This is a genomic window from Modestobacter marinus (genome assembly GCF_011758655.1).
In the GTDB taxonomy this organism is placed as follows: Bacteria; Actinomycetota; Actinomycetes; order Mycobacteriales; family Geodermatophilaceae; genus Modestobacter; species Modestobacter marinus.
Genome location: NZ_JAAMPA010000003.1, coordinates 459,807 through 477,039, shown reverse-complemented (window position 1 = coordinate 477,039; position 17,233 = coordinate 459,807). Strand labels below are relative to the sequence as shown.

The window sequence follows — 17,233 nt, the reverse complement described above, 5'->3', positions numbered from 1 at the left end:
GCCCGCTCAGCGCGCCGGCGAGGACTCATGTTCCGCCGTCCGCTGGGAGGCCTGGCTGGGGGCCGCGGCGCGGACCAGCCACAGCACCAGCAGCCCACCGAGGATCCCGGCGCTGCCACTGACCAGGAAGACCTGGTGAAGTCCGTCGGCGTACGCGCTGCCCAGCAGGTCGGCGAGCCCGGCCCGGTCCGCCGGGGGCGCGGAGCCGACGAGCTGCTGGGTCTGCCCGGCGGTCAGCGCGGAGGCGGTCGCGTCGGGGTCGGCCGCGCCGGCGTCCCGGAGCACGCCGGCTGCCCGCGCGGTGAAGACGCTGCCCAGCACCGCCACGCCGAGGGCGAACCCGAGCTGCCGGGCGGTGTTCACCGCGCCCGAGGCCATCCCGCTGCGCTCCCGGGGCACCGCGGCCAGCGCGGCCGACGCCAGGGTCGGGTTGGCCACCCCGACCCCGATGCCGAGCACGGCCAGCCCCGGGACGAGGACCCGCCACGAGGAGTCGGCCTGCACGAAGGCCAGCAGGAGGGCCGCGACGCCGATGACGACCAGCCCACCGCCGACGACGAACCGCGGCGGCAGGGTCTGCAGGTACCGCCCGGCGAAGGCGGCCACCACGAAGCTGAACGCGGAGAGCGGGATGAACACCAGCCCGCCCTGCAGCGGCGAGAGCCCCAGCACCGACTGCAGCCACAGCGAGATGTAGAGGTTGTGCGCGAAGGCCGCCCCGTTCAGCAGCAGTGCGCCGAGCATGATCCCGGTGAAGGAGCGGTTGCCGAACAGCCGGACGTCGAGCATCGGCGCCCGGCGGCCGAGCTCGACGCGGACCCAGACGGCCAGCACGAGGACGCCGGCGGCCAGCGGGCCCCAGGCGACCGGCGCCCCCCACCCGTCCGCGGCGGCCCGCACGAGGCCGAAGACGATGCCGGCGGCGCCGACGGTGAACAGCACGATCCCGGGCACGTCGGGGCGCGGGGCGTCCGGCTGGCGGGCCTCCTGCACGGCCATGAGGGTCAGCGCGATGCCGAACACGCTGATCGGCAGGTTGACGAAGAAGATCCAGCGCCAGTCCAGCTCGGTCAGCGCCCCGCCGAGGATGGGCCCCAGGGCCGCGGCGGCCCCGACCACGGCACCCCAGATGCCGAAGGCGGTCCCGCGGTCGCGCCCCTCGTAGCTGGTGTTGATCAGCGCGATGGTGGTGGCGAGCATGGCGGCGGCCCCGATGCCCTGCACCGCCCGCGCCACGATCAGCAGCTCCGCGCCGGGGGCCAGGCCGCAGGCCAGCGACGCCAGCGCGAACAGGCCCAGGCCGATCAGGTAGAGCCGGCGCCGGCCGTACAGGTCGGCCAGCGAGCCCGCCCCCAGCACCAGGGCGGCCAGCGACAGGGCGTAGACGTCGACGACCCACTGCAGCTGGCCGAAGCTGGTGTCCAGGTCGGTGGCCATGTCGGGCAGGGCGACGTTCACGATCGTGACGTCGATGAGGAGCATGAACGTGCCGGTGCAGATCGCGACCAGCGGCAGCCACTTGCGCATGGTGCCACTGTGCAACGACCGGGCAACAGGAGCGTGCCCAACCGGTCGGTCTGACGGGATCCTCCATCGTCGACGTCGTCGTGCAGGATGGTGCCCGTGCTGGATGCCGTCGACCGCCAGATCGTGCACGCCATGCAGGTCGACGGCCGGGCTCCGTTCAGCCGGATCGCCACCGTGCTGGGCGTCTCGGAGCAGACGGTCGCCCGCCGGTGGCGGCGGCTGCGGGCCGACGGCGTCGTCCGGGTCCTGGGGCTGACCACCCCCGAGGCCAGCGAGCCGAGCTGGCACATCCGGATGCGGGTGCAGCCGGCCGCCGCGGGCGCCGTCGCCGATGCCCTCGCCCGCCGTCCGGACGTCTCGTGGGTGAGCCTGACCGCCGGCGGCGCCGAGATCACCTGCTCCACCCGGCCGCGCACTCCCCGCCAGCGCGACGCGCTGCTGCTGGACCGACTGCCGCGCACCGTGCAGGTCATCGACCTGGCCGCGTTCTCGGTGCTGCACTCCTACGTCGGCGGCGCCTACGAGTGGACCGACTTCGACGACCCGCTCAGCGAGGAGCAGATCGCCGCGCTCGGCTCCGACGCGGCCCGCACCACCCCGACCCCCGTCGCCCTGGACCCGGAGGACGAGCTGTTGCTGGCCGCGCTGGCCACCGACGGCCGGCTGAGCTACGCCGAGCTGGCCGGGGTCACCGGCTGGTCGGAGAGCCGGGTGGCCCGGCGGGTGGAGGCCCTGCGGTCGGCCGGTGCCCTCTACTTCGACCTGGAGATCGCCGCCGAGCTGCTCGGGCACCCGGTCAGCGCGCTGCTGTGGCTGGGGGTCGCCCCGAAGGACCTCGCGCACGTCGGCGAGTCCCTGGCCCGGGCGCCGGAGACCGGCTTCACCGCCGTCGTCACCGGGCCGGCGAACCTGATGGTGGCGGTGACCTGCCGGGACACCGCCCACCTCTACCGCTTCCTCACCGACCGGGTCGGGGCCCTGCCGGTGCGCACGCTGGAGACCTCCACCGTGCTGCGCCGGGTCAAGCAGGCCGGCAGCCTGATGGACGGCCCGCGGCTGACCGACCCCGAGCCGCCACCGGTCCGCGGCCGCTGACCTCCAGCTTCGATCAGGTCACCTGATCGAACACTGACCTACTGCACCAACGTTGGTGCAGTAGGCCAGTCAGTGATCAGGTGACCTGATCACTGCTGAGAGCTCAGCGGCCGCGGGCGACCCGGAGCGCGGCGGTGAGCATCGGCAGCTGGAACGGGATCCGCGCCACCGCGACCGCCAGCTTCCCCGGCCGGCGCCGGAACACCCGCAGCGTCTGAGCGTGCGCCGGCAGCACGCCGACCAGCACCCCCACCGCGGCCCACCCGCCGAGCCGGCGGGTCCGCGGGACGGCGAGCAGCGCGGCCGTGGCCAGCTCGGCCACGCCGCTGCCGGTGACCCACGGCCGGGCCGGCCCCAGCTCCGGCGGGATCATCCACTCGTAGGTCCGCGGGCGCACCAGGTGCAGCGCCCCCGACCCGGCCATCCCCGCCGCCAGCACCTGCGCGCGCACGTCGTCCCTCATGGGCCGGACAGTAGGCTCCGCGGCCGTGTCCCCTGTCGATCTCCTCATAGCCGCAGGGGTGGCCCTCCTGGCCGGCGGCATCAACTCGATCGCCGGCGGCGGATCGCTGATCCTCTTCCCGGTGCTCGTCGGCCTCGGGCTGGGGACGGTCGCGGCCAACGTGACCAACTCGGTCGCCCAGTGGCCCGGCTACGTCGGCGGGGTGCTCGGCTTCCGCCCGGAGTACGCCGGCCAGCGTGCCCGGATGATCCGGTTCTCGGTGGTCGCGGTGCTGGGCGGCACGGCCGGGTCGGTCCTGCTGCTGACCACGCCGACCGAGGCGTTCGAGACCGTGGTCCCGGTGCTGGTGCTCCTCGCCAGCGTCCTGCTGGCCTTCCAGCCGCTGATCACCAAGCGGCTCAAGAAGCAGGAGGACGGCGTCGCCACCGGCGACCCCGCCTGGCTGTACGTGGCGCTGTTCCTGGCCACGGTCTACGGCGGCTACTTCGGTGGTGCGCTGGGCGTCATCCTGGTCGGCGTCCTGGGGCTGGGGCTGGGCCGGCTCAAGCTGGCCAACGCGATGAAGAGCGCGATCTCCCTGGTCACCGCCTCGGTGACCGTCGTCGTCTTCGGCATCTGGGGCCCGGTGGAGTGGGCCTACGTCGCCGTCTGCGCGCCGGCCGCGCTGCTCGGCGGGTTCCTCGGGGCGAAGGTCGCCACCCGCATCCCGACGACGCCGCTGCGGGTCTTCATCGTCCTGTTCGGCGTCGCCGTGTCGATCTACCTGTTCGCCCGCGCCTGAGCGGCCCGTCCGCGGGGCCGTGGACATCGCCGTCCCGGTGGCCCATGCTCGCGGCGTGCGGACGTGGCACCCGTCGGAGCCCACCGGTGCTGCCCCCGGCCCGGTGACGGTCTCGACGGGGTCGGTGCCTCCCGCCGAGGCGTTCGCCTTCTGGCAGGACCTCATCTGCGACACCTTCGTCCAGCTGTCGGCGACCCCGACCACCGACGGCCAGTTCCGGGGGCGGATCACGCACAGCGTGGCCGGGGAGCTCGAGCTGACCACCGTGCGGGCGAGCGGGCAGCAGGTCCGACGGACGCCGAGGCTCATCGCCCGGAGCAAGGAGGCCTACGTGCTGGCCAGCATCCAGCTGGCCGGCCGAGGCGTGGTCGCGCAGGACGGCCGCGAGGCACGCCTCGTCCCCGGGTCGATGTCCTTCTACGACACCACGCGGCCGTACACGCTGCACTTCGCCGACGCCTTCGAGCAGCTCGTCGTCCAGGTCCCGCAGCGCGTGCTGCCGGCGGGCACGGTGGCCCGGGCGACGGGCGTGACGCTCAGGGCCGACAGCAGCGCGCGGCTGGTCGCGGACTTCTTCCGGGGCCTCGCCCGCCGGCAGGGCACCGATCCAGCCGGCACCGCCACGCTGGTGCCGCACGCGATCGGACTGCTCGGCTCGGCGCTCGCCCTGGCCACCGGGCCCCTCCCGGCCGCGCCGTCGGCGGCCCTGGACCGGGAACGGGTGCGGGCGTACCTGACCGCCTCGTGCACCGACCCCGGGCTCGACGCCGACGCGGTGGCCGCTGCTTGCCATCTCTCCCGGCGGACGCTGTTCCGACTGTTCGAGAGCGAACCCGAGAGCCTGGGCGACGCACTCCGCCGGCTGCGGGTGGCGGCCGCCCAGCGGCTGCTGCGCGAGGCACCACGGCTGCCCCTGGCCGCCGTCGCCGGCCGGTGCGGGTTCTCCGGGGACGCCCAGTTCCACCGCGCGTTCCGGACGGTCACCGGGATGACGCCCGCCGCCTACCGACAGGCAGCCGCTGGTCGGTCCTGAGCGCATCTGGCACCCAGCACCGGGAAGGCGGCACGGAAGACGACTCCCGCGATCGGCGGTACCGCCACGGTGGTCGCACGCCCCGCCGACGGTCGGGCAAGACCGCAGGAGGACCCGAGATGAGCTCTGCCGACACCCCCCGTCCCGCCGGCCCGGTGCGCGTCGCCGCCGTCCAGGCCGAGCCGCGCTGGCTCGACCTCGACGCGGGGGTGGCCCAGGTCGAGACCCTGATCGCCGAGGCGGCCGGGAACGGCGCGCAGCTGGTCGCGTTCGGCGAGACGTTCATCCCGGGCTACCCGTGGTGGATCTGGCTCGACGCCCCCGCCGCCGGCATGCAGTTCGTGCCGGGCTACGCGGCCAACTCGATGACGCGGGACGGCGAACACATGCAGCGGATCGCTGCCGCGGCGGGCCGGCACGGGGTGCACGTCGTCCTCGGCTTCGCCGAGCGGGCCGGCGGCAGCCTCTACATGGCACAGGCCTTCCTCGACGACACCGGCTCGGTGATCTCCGTGCGCCGCAAGCTCAAGCCCACCCACGTCGAGCGCAGCGTCTTCGGCGAGGGCGACGGCAGCGACGTCCAGGTGCACCACACCCGGCTGGGCCGGGTGGGCGCGCTCAACTGCTGGGAGCACTTCCAGCCGCTCACCAAGTACGCGATGTACAGCATGGGCGAGCAGATCCACGTCGGGGCCTGGCCGAGCTTCTCGCTCTACCGGGGCGCGGCGATGGCGCTGGGGCCGGAGGTCAACACCGCGGCCAGCCGCATCTACGCGGTCGAGGGGCAGGCCTTCGTCGTCGCCCCGTGCTCGACCGTGGGTCAGGCCGGCCAGGACCTGTTCGCCGACACCGACACCAAGCGGCAGCTGCTCCGGCAGGGCGGCGGCTTCGCCCGCATCTACGGCCCGGAGGGGACCGAGCTGGCCGAACCGCTGGCCGAGGACGTCGAGGGCATCCTCTACGCCGACCTCGACTTCTCGCTGATCGCGATCGCCAAGTCCGCCGCCGATCCCGTCGGGCACTACTCCCGGCCGGACGTCTTCCGGCTGTTGTTCAACGCCGCGCCCAACCGCGTCGTGGTCTCCTCCGAGCAGGCCGGCGCGCGACCGCCGGTCGACGTCCCCGAGCCCAGCGACCTGGTTCCCGTGGACGCGTCGGCGCTCCAGCAGGTGCGACCGTGAGCGGCCTGGAGTCAGCGATCGCGCCGCACCTGGTCGAGCCGCGGACACGGCAGACACGGAAGTCGGCGGCCTTCACCCCGCCCTACCCGTCCTTCTCCGCCCGGTTCCCCACCGGCGTCGTCTCCGTCGTGATGGCCTACTTCGGGGTGCAGCACGCCGGCGACGCCCCGGCGGAGGTGGCCGCGGCGGCCGCGGACGAGGTGGCCGCCCTCAGCGGCCGGCTCGCCGCCACCGACGGGGCCGACTCGGTCGAGCACGCGCGCTACGTCGACGAGCGCGGCCACGTGACCACGGTGATCATCGCGTACTGGACCGATCCCGCCGGCCACGCCCGCTGGACGGCGGGGGCGCCCGGCTGGACCGACCCGGCGCACCGCCGGACCGGGCTCGGCTTCTTCCTGGAGATGCTGACCCCGTCGGTCGACCGGTTCGAGACGCTGTTCTCCAACGACCGGCTGGAAGGCGTCGCCCGGCTCGCCGACGGGCTCTCCGGGGAGATCCGGGAGCACGGGTACTGGGGCGGCGCTCGCGACCGGCTGCCTCTCGCCCAGACCGACGCCCTCGACGCCACCGGCGCCCCGGACGTGCGGGACGACGGCGTCCTGCGGGTCACCGGCCCGGACAACCTGTGCCTGATCCGCTCGGGCCAGGAGTGGTCGGAGACCGACGGCGAGGAACGCCGGATGTACACCGAGGACGTGGAGCCGGTGCTGCGCGCCGGCATGGACTTCCTCCGCGACGACGGACTCGGCGTCGGCTGCTACGCCAACCGGTACATGACGGTCGTCGACGCGCAGGGCCATCCGTCGGACAAGACCTTCGGGATGAGCTGGTGGCACAGCCTGGAGGAGCTGGACACCTGGGCGGAGTCGCACCCCACCCATGTGGCGATCTTCCGGGTGGCGATGAAGTACCTGGGCACCCTCGGTCCGGCGGCGAGACTACGGCTGTACCACGAGGTCACAGTCGCGTCGGCGGATCAGCAGCGCTTCGAGTACCTCGACTGCCACCCGGGGACGGGCCTGCTGCGCGCCACCGGGGTGCCGGGCACCTGACCGCCGGTCCGGGCTACTCCCCGCCGCGGCCGGGCTCGCCGATCGCGATCATCGCCTCGACCGCGCGGCGCGCCCGGGCAGCGGTCTCCGGGTCGACGTCGATCGCGCCCTCGCCGGTGCGCAGCGTGTGCAGCAGCTTGGCCGGGGTGATCATCTTCATGTAGCGGCAGGCGGCCCGGGCGTTCATCGGGATGAACTCGGTCGTCGAGTTGAGCGCGCGCAGCTGGTGCAGGATGCCGATCTCGGTGGCCACCAGCACCTGGCCCGCCGTGCTCGCGGCCGCGGCGTCGGCCATGCCCCCGGTCGACAGCACCCGGGTGCGCTCGGCCGGCAGGTCGCCGTGGCTCACCAGGTCCAGCACCGAGGTCGTGCACCCGCACTCGGGGTGGACGAGGATCTCCGCGTCGGGGTGGGCGGCGATCTGCGACCGGACGTCGGCCGGGCTGATCCCCGCGTGCACGTGGCACTCACCGGCCCAGATCGAGATGTTCGACCGCCCGGTCACCCGCTTCACGTGCGCGCCGAGGAACTGGTCGGGGCAGAAGAGGATCTCCTGGTCCGCCGGGATCGACCGGACGACGTCGGCGGCGTTGGAGCTGGTGCAGCAGATGTCGGTCTCGGCCTTCACCGCCGCGGTGGTGTTGACGTAGCTGACCACGACCGCGCCGGGGTGCTCGGCCTTCCACTCCCGAAGCTGCTCGGCGGTGATGCTGTCGGCCAGCGAGCAGCCGGCGGCGTGGTCGGGCAGCAGCACGGTCTTCTCCGGCGAGAGGATCTTCGCCGTCTCGGCCATGAAGTGGACGCCGCAGAAGACGATCTCGCGGGCGTCGGTCTCGGCCGCGACCCGGGACAGGTACAGCGAGTCGCCGGTGAAGTGGGCGACGTCCTGGATCTCGGGCACCTGGTAGTTGTGCGCCAGGACGACGGCGCCGCGCTCGTCGGCCAGCCGGCGGATCTCGGCCGCCCAGGTCTCGTACTCGGCGGCGGACATGGTGCGGTCATCGGCGGCGACGGTGGCGGTCACGGAGCTCCTCAGCGGGCCAGGTTTCGGTACCACGTGGTTCAACAGTCGGGGACACCGAGGGCTTCCCCGGGCGGTCAGCCCAGGTGGGAGGTGTCGTTGACCAGCCGCACCGAGGTGCGCCCGTCGGAGGACCAGGTGACCGTCGACAGCGACGCCGCCTCCAGGAACACCCGGTGCACGACGTCCTCGCCCACGCCGAGCCCGGCGGCCAGCAGCAGCTTGATCGGCATCATGTGGCTGACCAGCAGCACGGTCTTCCCGGCGTGCCGGGCCAGGACGCGGTCGCGGGCCCGGGCCACCCGGGTGGCGACGTCGGCCACCGACTCCCCACCCGGGGGGCGGACGTCGGTGGCACCGGACCAGCGCCGGAAGGCCAGCGGGCTCTTCTCCTGGGCCTCGGCCGCGGTCAGGCCCTCCCAGGCCCCGAAGTCCAGCTCGCGCAGGTCGGTGTCGACCTCGACCGGGACGCCCAGCACCTGCGCGGCCGCCTCGGCGGTCTGCCGGGTGCGCTGCAGCGGGGAGCTGACGATCACGTCGATCCCCCGCCCGGCCAGGTGCCGGGCCGCGGCCTCGGCGTCGGCGCGCCCGAGCTCGGACAGCGGCAGGTCGCTGCTGCCACTGAACCGACGCTCCGGGGTGTGCTCGGTGCGCCCGTGCCGCAGCAGGTGGGTCACCGTCACGACGACGGGCGCGGGCTCCGTCGTCGGCTGGGTCTCGTCCTCGACGACCACCGGTTCGGTGGCCAGGTCGCGGCGCACCGGCTTGCCGTCCATCGCGCTGTTGGCCAGCGCGTCGGCGGCGCTGTTCTGCGCCCGCGGGATCCAGGTGTAGCGCACCGAGCCGAGCTGGCGGGCGATGTCCCGGGCCTGGACGGCGAGCTTCTTCATGTCCGGGTGCTTGATCTGCCAGCGGCCCGACATCTGCTCCACGACCAGCTTGGAGTCCATCCGCACCTCGACGCTCGAGCTCGGGTCGAGGTCGAGGGCGGCCTGCAGCCCGGCGACGAGACCGCCGTACTCGGCGACGTTGTTGGTGGCCCGGCCGACGGACTCGGCCCGCTCGGCGAGCAGCCGGCCGGTCTCGGCGTCCTTCACCAGCGCGCCGTACCCGGCCGGCCCGGGGTTGCCCCGCGACCCGCCGTCGGCCTCGACGATGAGCCGGCGGCTCACAGCCCGGACTCGGCGGTGCGCACGAGGACCCGGTTGCAGTTCTCGCAGCGCAGCACGGTGTGCGGGTCGGCGTTGCGGTAGGAGGCCAGCTCGGTGCCGTAGAACTCGATCCGGCAGCCCTGGCAGCGCCGGGCCTTCAGCTCGGCGGCGCCGGTGCTGCCGGTCTGCGCGGCGACCCGGTCGTAGACCTTGAGCAGGTCGGCCGGGATCGTGGCGGCGACCTCGTCGCGCTTCGCCTGGTGCTGCCCGGTGGCCTCGGCGATCTGCGCCAGCGCCTCGTCCCGCGCCTGCTCGGCCTGCTCCTGCTCGGCCTGCGCGCCGGCCAGCCCGCCCTGCGCCGTGGCGAGGGCGGCGTCGGCGGCCTCGCGGCGCTCCATCAGCTCGAGCACCTGGTCCTCCAGGTCGCCCTGCCGGCGGTGCAGCGACTCCAGCTCGTGCTGCAGCCCGGTGATCTCCTTGGGCGTCGCGCCGCCGGAGTCGATCCGGGACTGGTCCCGGGCGGCCCGCTGCCGGACGGTGTCGACGTCGCCCTCCAGCCGCTTCTGCTCGCGGTCGAGGTCCCGCACCTCGGTCTCGGCCCGGACGACGTCGTCGGCGAGAGCCCGCTGCGCCTCCTGGGCGGCCTCGACGGCGGCGAGCTCGGGGAGGGTGCGCTTGCGGTGGGCGAGTTGCGCGAGGGCGACGTCCTCCGCAGCGAGGGCCAGCAGCTTCTGCTGGTCGAAGTGGTCAGCCTGCACGCGGCCAACCTACCCGGCGGGTCTCTGATCGTCGGCCCCCGTGCAGGGTCCCACCGCGAGCCTGCGAGTGGTCGGGGGCACGGGGGTCCTCCGACCAGCCGCAGGGCCGGGGCCACCGGACCACCCGGCCAGCGCTGGAGCGGGGCGATCAGCGGTCGGGAGCGACGCCGACGCGGAAGGTCCAGGGATCCGTGCGCCGGCTGGACACGGTGACCCGGACCTGCCCACCGAGGTCGCGGTGCAGCAGGTCGGCGGCGACCGGCAGCCACGGCCACTCGGAGGCGTAGTGGGCCACGTCGCAGAGCGCCGGACCGGCGACCTCGGCCGCGTCGACCGCCGGGTGATGCTTGACGTCGCTGGTCAGGAAGACGTCGGCGCCGGCCTCCGCGGCCGCGGCCAGCAGGGAGCCGCCGCTGCCCCCGCAGACCGCGACGGTGCGCACGAGCCGCCCGGGGTCGCCGACGACCCGCACCCCGCCGGGCGTGGCCGGCAGCGCCGCGGCCACCTGCTCCGCGAACTGCTGCAGCGTGCGCGTCTCCGGGAGCTCGCCGATCCGCCCCAGCCCGGCCCCGGGGGTGGCCGCCGGCTCCAGCGGCACCGGGTCCACCAGCCCGAGGACGGCGGCCAGCGCGTCGTTCACGCCGTGGTCGGCGGCCCGGTCAGCGTTGGTGTGGGCCGCGAAGAGCGCCACCCCGCTGCGGATGAGCCGGTGCACCAGCCGCCCCTGGGGGTGGTCGGCCGGCACACCGTGCACCGGGGTGAGCAGCAGCGGGTGGTGGGTGACCAGGAGGTCGGCGCCGAGGGCGATCGCCTCGTCGACCACGGCGGCGGTCGGGTCGACGGCGAAGAGCACCGAGCGGACGACCTCCTCGCGGTCACCGCAGACCAGCCCGACGGCGTCCCACGGCTCGGCCAGCGCCGGGTCGTAGCGGGCCTCGAGCGCGGCGATCACCGCACCGAGAGGGCGACCGGAGCCCGCCACCGGATCGGTCGTCGTCTGCCCCGTGTCCGCCACGGGGAGGGACTGTAGGGCAGTGCCCGCCCCGGCCGGTGCCGTCACCGGAGCCGGACCGGGCCCGCCTCGATGGGGGTGCGCAGCAGCAGGTACGGATAGCGGCGCTGGTCCACGCCGCCGGAGTACCGCGCCTGCCGGTGCAACTGGTTGGCGGTGACGTAGAGGTGACCGTCGGCGGCGACCGACATGGTGTCGGGCCACAGCAGCCGGGGGTCGTGCACGACGGTCTCCATCGTGCCGTCGGGGCGGCGGCGCAGGATCGCGTTCTGCTCCCCCGCCGTCGCGTAGAGGTTGCCGGCGTCGTCGGTCTCCAGGCCGTCCCCGGCGCAGCCCTTGTCGCCCTCGTCGACGACGGTCGCCGCCACCGCGTCGTCGTCCAGGCCGCGGTCGAGGAGGGCGTCGGTGGCGACGCTGTACCAGTGCCGCGCGGCCAGCGGGCAGTACCAGAGGCGGGCGCCGTCGGCGGAGATCGCGATGCCGTCGGCGCCCATGGCGACCGGCTGCGGCTCGGCGTCGGGCTCGGGCTGCTCCAGGAACGGCCGGCCCTCGACCATCAGCAGCAGCTCCGGCGGGGTGACCGCCTTCGTGGAGGGGTGGCCGCGCAGCCGCCGCCAGGACTCCCCGCTGGCCAGGTCGACCACGATGATCGCGTTCTCCCCCGAGTCGGCCGAGTCGGTGATGTAGGCGACGCCGGCCTCGCCCCGGCGCAGGTCGAAGCGGACGTCGTTGAGGTAGGTCGTCTCCAGCGCGCTCTCCCGCGGGAAGACGATGGTCTGCACGACGGTGTCGGTGCCCAGGTCGATGCAGACCAGCTTCGGCCCGCCGACCTGGGTGGGCTGGAAGAGCGGGGAGCCGGTGTCCAGCACCCAGAGCCGGTCGGCCGGGTCGACGACGATGCTCTGCACGCTGACGAAGGCCTCGCGGTCGTCGTCGCCGGCGGGTGAGTTCCACGCCTCGTCGGGGAAGGCGACGACCTGGCCGTCGCGGATCTCGGCGACGGTGGCCGGCACGTCGTCGCCCCACTTCGGGAAGTTCACGAACACCCGGCCGGTGTGCGACACCGAGACGCCGGTGGGCATCGGGCCGTCGGTGAAGGCGTGCACCACCTCCAGCTCACCGGTGGGGCGGTCGGTCTGCAGGTCCTCGGTGCTCTGGGTCATGCACCGGTGGTGCCCCGATCACCGCCGGCTGCAACGTCAGCCGACCAGCCGGACCATCGCGACCCGCGGCCCGTGCCGGTCCAGCCCGAGCTCGACCTCGCGGCTGCGGAGCGCCCGCAGGCCGGGGGTCAGCTCAGGGGTCACCTCCCAGCCGTGGCGGGCGTAGTACGGGGCGTTCCACGGGACGTCGGCGTAGGTGAGCAGTGTGACCCGGTCGGCTCCGTGCTGCCGGGCCGCCTCCACGGTGGCCGCCAGCAGGGCGGCACCGATCCCGCGCCGGCCGTGCGCCGGGTGCACCGACAGCTGCTCGAGGTGCACAGCGCCGTCCACCAGCTCCAGGACGGCGAACCCGGCCACCGGGCGCCCGGCCACCAGCACCCGCCACGCCCGGGCCCGCTCCGCCGCGGTCGCCGGCGGAGGCAGGTCGGTGATGCCGAGCGGGACGAACAGCCCGTCCGCCGCGGCCTCGACGCCGGGCAGCTCGGCCAGGTCCGCGTCGTCGGCGTCGCGCACCTGCGCACTGGTCGACATGTCGGCACCCTGACACGTCGATCAACCGACTTCTCCACCGAAACTGCTCGCGCCGAGTGCGCAGTACCGGTCGGCGACACGGGCCGACGCGCCGGGGCGGACAGCACGAACTGTTCACCGGGCGACGGGGCACCCCTCCTGGTGAGGGAGGGCCGCACCTGCCATCGTCGAGGGCATGAGCGCTCCCGCCCGGGAAGAGGTCGGCGCCCAGCCGGTGGGCGGCCGCCGGGTCGCCCTGCTCGCCGTGTGCACCGCGCTCGTCGTGGCGCCTTACCTGGCCGGCGTCCTGGTGCCGTACCACGTGAACGACCTCGATGCCGTCCCGTTGGCCGAGGTGGCCGGCGGCGCGCACGACCCCAAGGACCTCTGGCCGCACGGCACGGCCGGGGGCCTCGCCCAACTGGCCGGCATGCTGTCCCTCGCACTGACGCCGATCGGCCTGGTGGCCGTGCTGGTCGCCGCCCTGGACGGCCTCTTCCGCCGGCGCCCCACGCCGGTGGTGGCCCTCGGCCTGGCCTCGGTGGCGTTGGCCTGCCTCGCCGGGTGGGCGTTCTTCCTCTCCCCGCTGGGCACTGCGCTGATCAGCTGGCGGATGGACTGAGGCTCAGTCCATCAGCGGGTCGGCGTCCTCGTCGGCGGTGTAGGCCGCCCACAGCGCTGCGTAGGCACCGCCGGCGGCCAGCAGCTCGGCGTGCGGCCCGACCTCGACGACCCGGCCGCCGTCCAGCACCGCGACCCGGTCGGCGCGGGCCGCGGTGGTGAGCCGGTGGGCCACGACCAGCGTCGTCCGCCGCCGGGCGACGACGTCGGCCGCCCGGGTGACCGCGGCCTCGGTCGCCAGGTCCAGCGACGCCGTCGCCTCGTCCAGCAGCAGGACGTCGGGGTCGACCAGCTCCGCGCGGGCCAGCGCCAGCAGCTGCCGTTGCCCGGCCGACAGCGACCGCCCGCGCTCGCCCACCCGGGTCCGGTAGCCCTGCGGTAGCCCGGCGACCATCTCGTGCGCGCCGACGGCGCGGGCCGCGGCCTCCACCTCCGCGTCCGAGGCGTCGGGCCGGCCGTAGGCGATCGCGTCGCGCACCGTGCCGGCGAACAGGAACGCCTCCTGCGGGACGACGCCCAGCCGCGCCCGGTACTGCAGCAGGTCCAGGGAGCGCAGGTCGGCGCCGTCGACGCAGACCGCCCCGGACGTCGGGTCGTAGAAGCGGGCGACCAGCTTCACCACCGTCGACTTGCCCGCCCCGGTCTCGCCGACCAGGGCGAGGGTCTCCCCCGGCGCCACGGTCAGCGAGACGTCACGCAGCGCGGGGGCGGGGGCGCCGCGGTAGCTGAACGTGACGCCGGCCAGCCGCACCTCCCCGCGCAGCCAGCCCACCGGCGCGGGGTCGGCGGCGGGCGGGGTGGAGGTCGGCGTCCGCAGCAGGCCGCGCAGCCGCCGCAGGCCCACCGCGGCCTGCTGGTAGCTGTCGAACACCTGGGACAGCTGCTGCACCGGGGAGAAGAACGTGTTGACGTACAGCACGAAGGCCAGCAGCACACCGGCGGTGATGTCCCCGGCGGCCAGCCGCGCGGCCCCCACGGCCAGCACCGCGGCGGCGGCCACCTCGGAGAGGAACTCCACGAACGGGAAGTAGGTGGCGATGTACCGCTGGGCCCGCAGCCGCACGTCCCGGTAGGCCAGGGCGTACCCGCGGAAGACGTCGGTCGAGTGCCCGACCCGGTCGAAGGCCTGGGTCACCCGGATCCCGGCGACGTCCTCCTGGAGCCGGGCGTTGACCGCGCTGACCCGCTCCCGCGCCTCGGTGTAGGCCGGCACCGACCGGGCCCGGAACCACACCGTGGTGACCGCGAGGACCGGCAGCGAGGCGACGAGCACCAGCGCCAGCACGACGTCGTAGAGGAAGACCACGACCAGCACCCCGGCCAGGGTGAGCACGCTGATCACCGCCGTGGTCAGCCCGGTCTGCAGGAACGTCGACAGCGCGTCGACGTCGGTCGTCATCCGGGTCATGATGCGGCCGCCGAGCTCGCGCTCGTAGTAGTCCAGCCCCAGCCGCTGGAGCTGGGCGAAGGTCTTCACCCGCAGCGTGTAGAGCAGCCGCTCACCGGTGCGCCCGGTGAGCCACGCGGCGCCCCGGGCGACCACGAGGCCGGCCCCGACGACGACCAGCGCGACGCCGGCGACCCCCAGCAGCAGGGACGTCGACCCGGCGGTGATCCCCTCGTCGACCCCGGTGCGCACCAGCGCCGGGATCGCCAGCTGGGCCGCGGTGTCCAGCGCGACGAGCACCAGCGCGCCCGCCAGCGGCCACCGGAACGGCCGGATCAACCGCCACAGGGAGAACTCCCGGTCCCCGGCGCGGGCACGGTCGGCCGGCACGTCGGGTCCGTCGACGGTCGGGGGCAGCCGGGCGACCAGCTGCCGCAGCGCCGGGGTGGGCGCCGCGGCCGCCATCGCCGAGCCCCGCCCGCCGATGGAGGGGGCCGCGGGCTGCGCCGGGCCGTCGTCCTCGGCGACCGGCTCGGGCTCCGGCCAGGCGGCCGGGGTGACGCCTCCCGCCGTCACCGCAAGGCCGCCACCCCCGCCACCAAAATGGCCATTTTGGTGGTCGGGGTCAGGGTCGGGGTCGGGGTCGGGGGACTCGCCGGACAGCAGCAGGCGGTACAGCGGCGAGCGCGCCTCCAGCTCCGCCGCGGTGCCGATGTCGACCACCCGGCCGGCGTCCAGCACGGCCACCCGGTCGGCCAGCGCGAGGGTCGAGCGGCGGTGCGCGACCAGCAGCGTCGTCCGGCCCCGGACGGCGGTGCGCAGCGCGGCGTGGATCCGGGCCTCGACCGCGGCGTCGACCGCCGAGGTCGCGTCGTCGAGCACCAGCACCCGCGGGTCGGTGAGCAGCGCGCGGGCCAGGGCGACCCGCTGCCGCTGGCCGCCGGAGAGGGTCAGCCCCTGCTCGCCGACGACCGTGTCGTAGCCGTCGGGCAGCTCGCTGATGAACCCGTCGGCCTGGGCGGCGACGGCGGCGGCCCGGACCTCGGCGTCGCTGGCGTCCGGGCGGCCGAAGGCGATGTTGGCGCGCACCGAGTCGGAGAACAGGAAGCTGTCCTCGAAGACGACGCCGAGGGCCCCGCGCAGCGCGCCCAGGTCCAGGTCGCGGACGTCGCGGCCACCGATCCGCACCGCCCCGGCGGAGACGTCGTAGAAGCGCGGCAGCAGGCTGACCACGCTGGACTTCCCCGACCCCGACGTGCCCACCAGGGCCAGCGTCTCCCCCGGCTCGACCCGCAGCGACACCTCGGACAGCACCGGCCGGCCCGGTTCGTACCCGAAGGTCACCTCGTCCAGCTCGACCGGCAGCGGGCCCGCGGGCAGCGGGTCGGCGCCGGACACCAGCGTCGGCCGGGCGTCGACGATCTCCAGCACCCGCTCCACTCCGGCCCGGGCCTGCTGGCCGATGGTGAGCAGGGCGGCGAGCTGGCGCACCGGGGAGACGAGCACCGCCAGGTAGGTGGCGAAGGCCAGGAAGGTGCCCAGCGTGATCGAGCCGCGCAGCGCCAGCCACCCGCCCAGCGCCAGCACGCCGACCTGCCCCAGCGCCGGGACCGCCTGCAGCAGCGGGTTGTAGTGGGCGGTGAACCGGACGACCCGCATCCGCGCGCCGAACAGCCGGCGGGCGCCGCCGTCGAGCCGGTCGAGCTCGCGGTCCTCCTGCCCGAAGGCCTTCACCACCCGCACCCCGGTGACGGCGGCCTCGACGTCCCCGGCGACCACCCCGGCCTGCTGCTGGGCGGCCCAGTTGGCCGGGAAGAGGTCCCGCCGGGAGCGCAGCGCCAGCCACCACAGCGCCGGGCCGACGGCGAGCGCGACCAGGGTGAGCAGCGGGGAGAGCCAGGCCATCACGCCGAGGGAGACGACGAACAGCAGCGCGTTGCCGGTGAGGTTGGGCAGGAACGCGAGCAGCCCCTGCACCAGGGTGATGTCGCTGATCGACCGGCTCACCGCCTGCCCGGTCTGCAGCCGGTCCTGCCCCGGCCCGTCGAGCCGGGACAGCGCCGCGGCGACGTCGTTGCGCAGGTCCAGCTGCACGTCCAGGGACAGCCGGCCGGCCAGGTAGCGGCGGACGAACCCGGCGGCGAAGCGGAGCACGCCGGCCAGTACGAGGGCGACGACGAACGGGGTGACGTCGACGGGGCGCCCCGACTCCGCGCCGGCCACCACCCGGTCGACCACCTCACGGGTCAGCAGCGGCACCCCCGCGGCGATCACCGAGCCGATCAGGGCCGCCCCGAACGCGCCGATCAGGTCGCTCCGGTGGCGCAGGCAGTAGCCGACGAGCCGGCGGAACCAGCCACCCTCGGGCACCGGGTCGGTCCGGTCGGCCGACGGCGCGGCGGTCTGCTCGACGGTGGCCGTCACTGCCGGGCCGGGCCGGTGCGGCGGTGGTCTCCCCGGCACGGCACGACGTCC

General features: G+C 74.9%; 15 protein-coding genes. 6 read left to right on the top strand and 9 right to left on the bottom strand.

Annotation, left to right across the window (positions count from 1 at the left end; genetic code table 11):
• Positions 1-6: 6 nt before the first annotated feature.
• Entirely contained in the window at positions 7-1,527 is a 1,521-nt protein-coding gene (locus FB380_RS23240) for an MFS transporter (RefSeq protein WP_166757689.1), read from the bottom strand.
• Positions 1,528-1,623: 96 nt separating this feature from the next.
• Between FB380_RS23240 and FB380_RS23235 the strand changes: the two genes are divergently transcribed.
• The gene (locus FB380_RS23235) at positions 1,624-2,622 is read left to right on the top strand and encodes an Lrp/AsnC family transcriptional regulator (protein WP_208383969.1); all 999 of its coding nucleotides are present in this window, start codon (positions 1,624-1,626) and stop codon (positions 2,620-2,622) included.
• 103 nt (positions 2,623-2,725) lie between these two features.
• Here the strand turns inward: FB380_RS23235 and FB380_RS23230 are convergent, their stop codons facing one another.
• Positions 2,726-3,085, bottom strand: coding sequence for a DoxX family protein (locus tag FB380_RS23230; protein WP_188959637.1), 360 nt, complete (start codon positions 3,083-3,085; stop codon positions 2,726-2,728).
• 58 nt (positions 3,086-3,143) lie between these two features.
• Here FB380_RS23230 and FB380_RS23225 point away from each other — a divergent pair, with 58 nt between their 5' ends.
• The 4 genes from FB380_RS23225 (at position 3,144) to FB380_RS23210 (ending at position 7,135) form a co-directional block, all read left to right on the top strand.
• Positions 3,144-3,866, top strand: coding sequence for a sulfite exporter TauE/SafE family protein (locus tag FB380_RS23225; protein WP_341800259.1), 723 nt, complete (start codon positions 3,144-3,146; stop codon positions 3,864-3,866).
• 103 nt (positions 3,867-3,969) lie between these two features.
• On the top strand, positions 3,970-4,899 hold the full coding sequence (locus FB380_RS26155) for an AraC-like ligand-binding domain-containing protein (protein WP_208383967.1): 930 nt from the start codon (positions 3,970-3,972) through the stop codon (positions 4,897-4,899).
• A 119-nt stretch (positions 4,900-5,018) separates the two neighbouring features.
• Positions 5,019-6,080 carry a carbon-nitrogen hydrolase family protein gene (locus FB380_RS23215; protein WP_166757685.1) on the top strand — a complete coding sequence of 354 codons (1,062 nt, stop codon included), beginning with the start codon at positions 5,019-5,021 and terminating at the stop codon, positions 6,078-6,080.
• Positions 6,077-7,135 carry a phenylacetaldoxime dehydratase family protein gene (locus FB380_RS23210; protein ID WP_208383966.1) on the top strand — a complete coding sequence of 353 codons (1,059 nt, stop codon included), beginning with the start codon at positions 6,077-6,079 and terminating at the stop codon, positions 7,133-7,135. The genes FB380_RS23215 and FB380_RS23210 overlap by 4 nt, the downstream gene beginning before the upstream one ends.
• 13 nt (positions 7,136-7,148) lie before the next feature.
• On the opposite strand, the gene nadA is transcribed toward FB380_RS23210, so the two are convergent.
• The 6 genes from nadA to FB380_RS23180 form a co-directional block, all read right to left on the bottom strand.
• Positions 7,149-8,159 carry a quinolinate synthase NadA gene (gene nadA, locus FB380_RS23205; protein WP_166757684.1) on the bottom strand — a complete coding sequence of 337 codons (1,011 nt, stop codon included), beginning with the start codon at positions 8,157-8,159 and terminating at the stop codon, positions 7,149-7,151.
• A 74-nt stretch (positions 8,160-8,233) separates the two neighbouring features.
• Positions 8,234-9,328, bottom strand: a complete 1,095-nt coding sequence (locus FB380_RS23200; protein WP_166757683.1) for a bifunctional RNase H/acid phosphatase — start codon at positions 9,326-9,328, stop codon at positions 8,234-8,236.
• On the bottom strand, positions 9,325-10,065 hold the full coding sequence (locus tag FB380_RS23195; protein WP_166757682.1) for a zinc ribbon domain-containing protein: 741 nt from the start codon (positions 10,063-10,065) through the stop codon (positions 9,325-9,327). The genes FB380_RS23200 and FB380_RS23195 overlap by 4 nt, the downstream gene beginning before the upstream one ends.
• A gap of 148 nt (positions 10,066-10,213) precedes the next feature.
• Positions 10,214-11,080: a Nif3-like dinuclear metal center hexameric protein gene (locus tag FB380_RS23190; protein WP_229682206.1), complete on the bottom strand. Its 867-nt coding sequence runs from the start codon at positions 11,078-11,080 to the stop codon at positions 10,214-10,216.
• A 41-nt stretch (positions 11,081-11,121) separates the two neighbouring features.
• Positions 11,122-12,240: an L-dopachrome tautomerase-related protein gene (locus FB380_RS23185; protein ID WP_166757681.1), complete on the bottom strand. Its 1,119-nt coding sequence runs from the start codon at positions 12,238-12,240 to the stop codon at positions 11,122-11,124.
• 36 nt (positions 12,241-12,276) lie between these two features.
• The gene (locus tag FB380_RS23180; protein ID WP_166757680.1) at positions 12,277-12,771 is read right to left on the bottom strand and encodes a GNAT family N-acetyltransferase; all 495 of its coding nucleotides are present in this window, start codon (positions 12,769-12,771) and stop codon (positions 12,277-12,279) included.
• Positions 12,772-12,946: 175 nt separating this feature from the next.
• On the opposite strand from FB380_RS23180, the gene FB380_RS23175 reads away from it, so the two are divergent.
• Positions 12,947-13,372 carry a hypothetical protein gene (locus tag FB380_RS23175; protein WP_166757679.1) on the top strand — a complete coding sequence of 142 codons (426 nt, stop codon included), beginning with the start codon at positions 12,947-12,949 and terminating at the stop codon, positions 13,370-13,372.
• A 3-nt stretch (positions 13,373-13,375) separates the two neighbouring features.
• Here the strand turns inward: FB380_RS23175 and FB380_RS23170 are convergent, their stop codons facing one another.
• On the bottom strand, positions 13,376-17,182 hold the full coding sequence (locus FB380_RS23170; protein ID WP_166757678.1) for an ABC transporter ATP-binding protein: 3,807 nt from the start codon (positions 17,180-17,182) through the stop codon (positions 13,376-13,378).
• Positions 17,183-17,233: the final 51 nt, after the last annotated feature.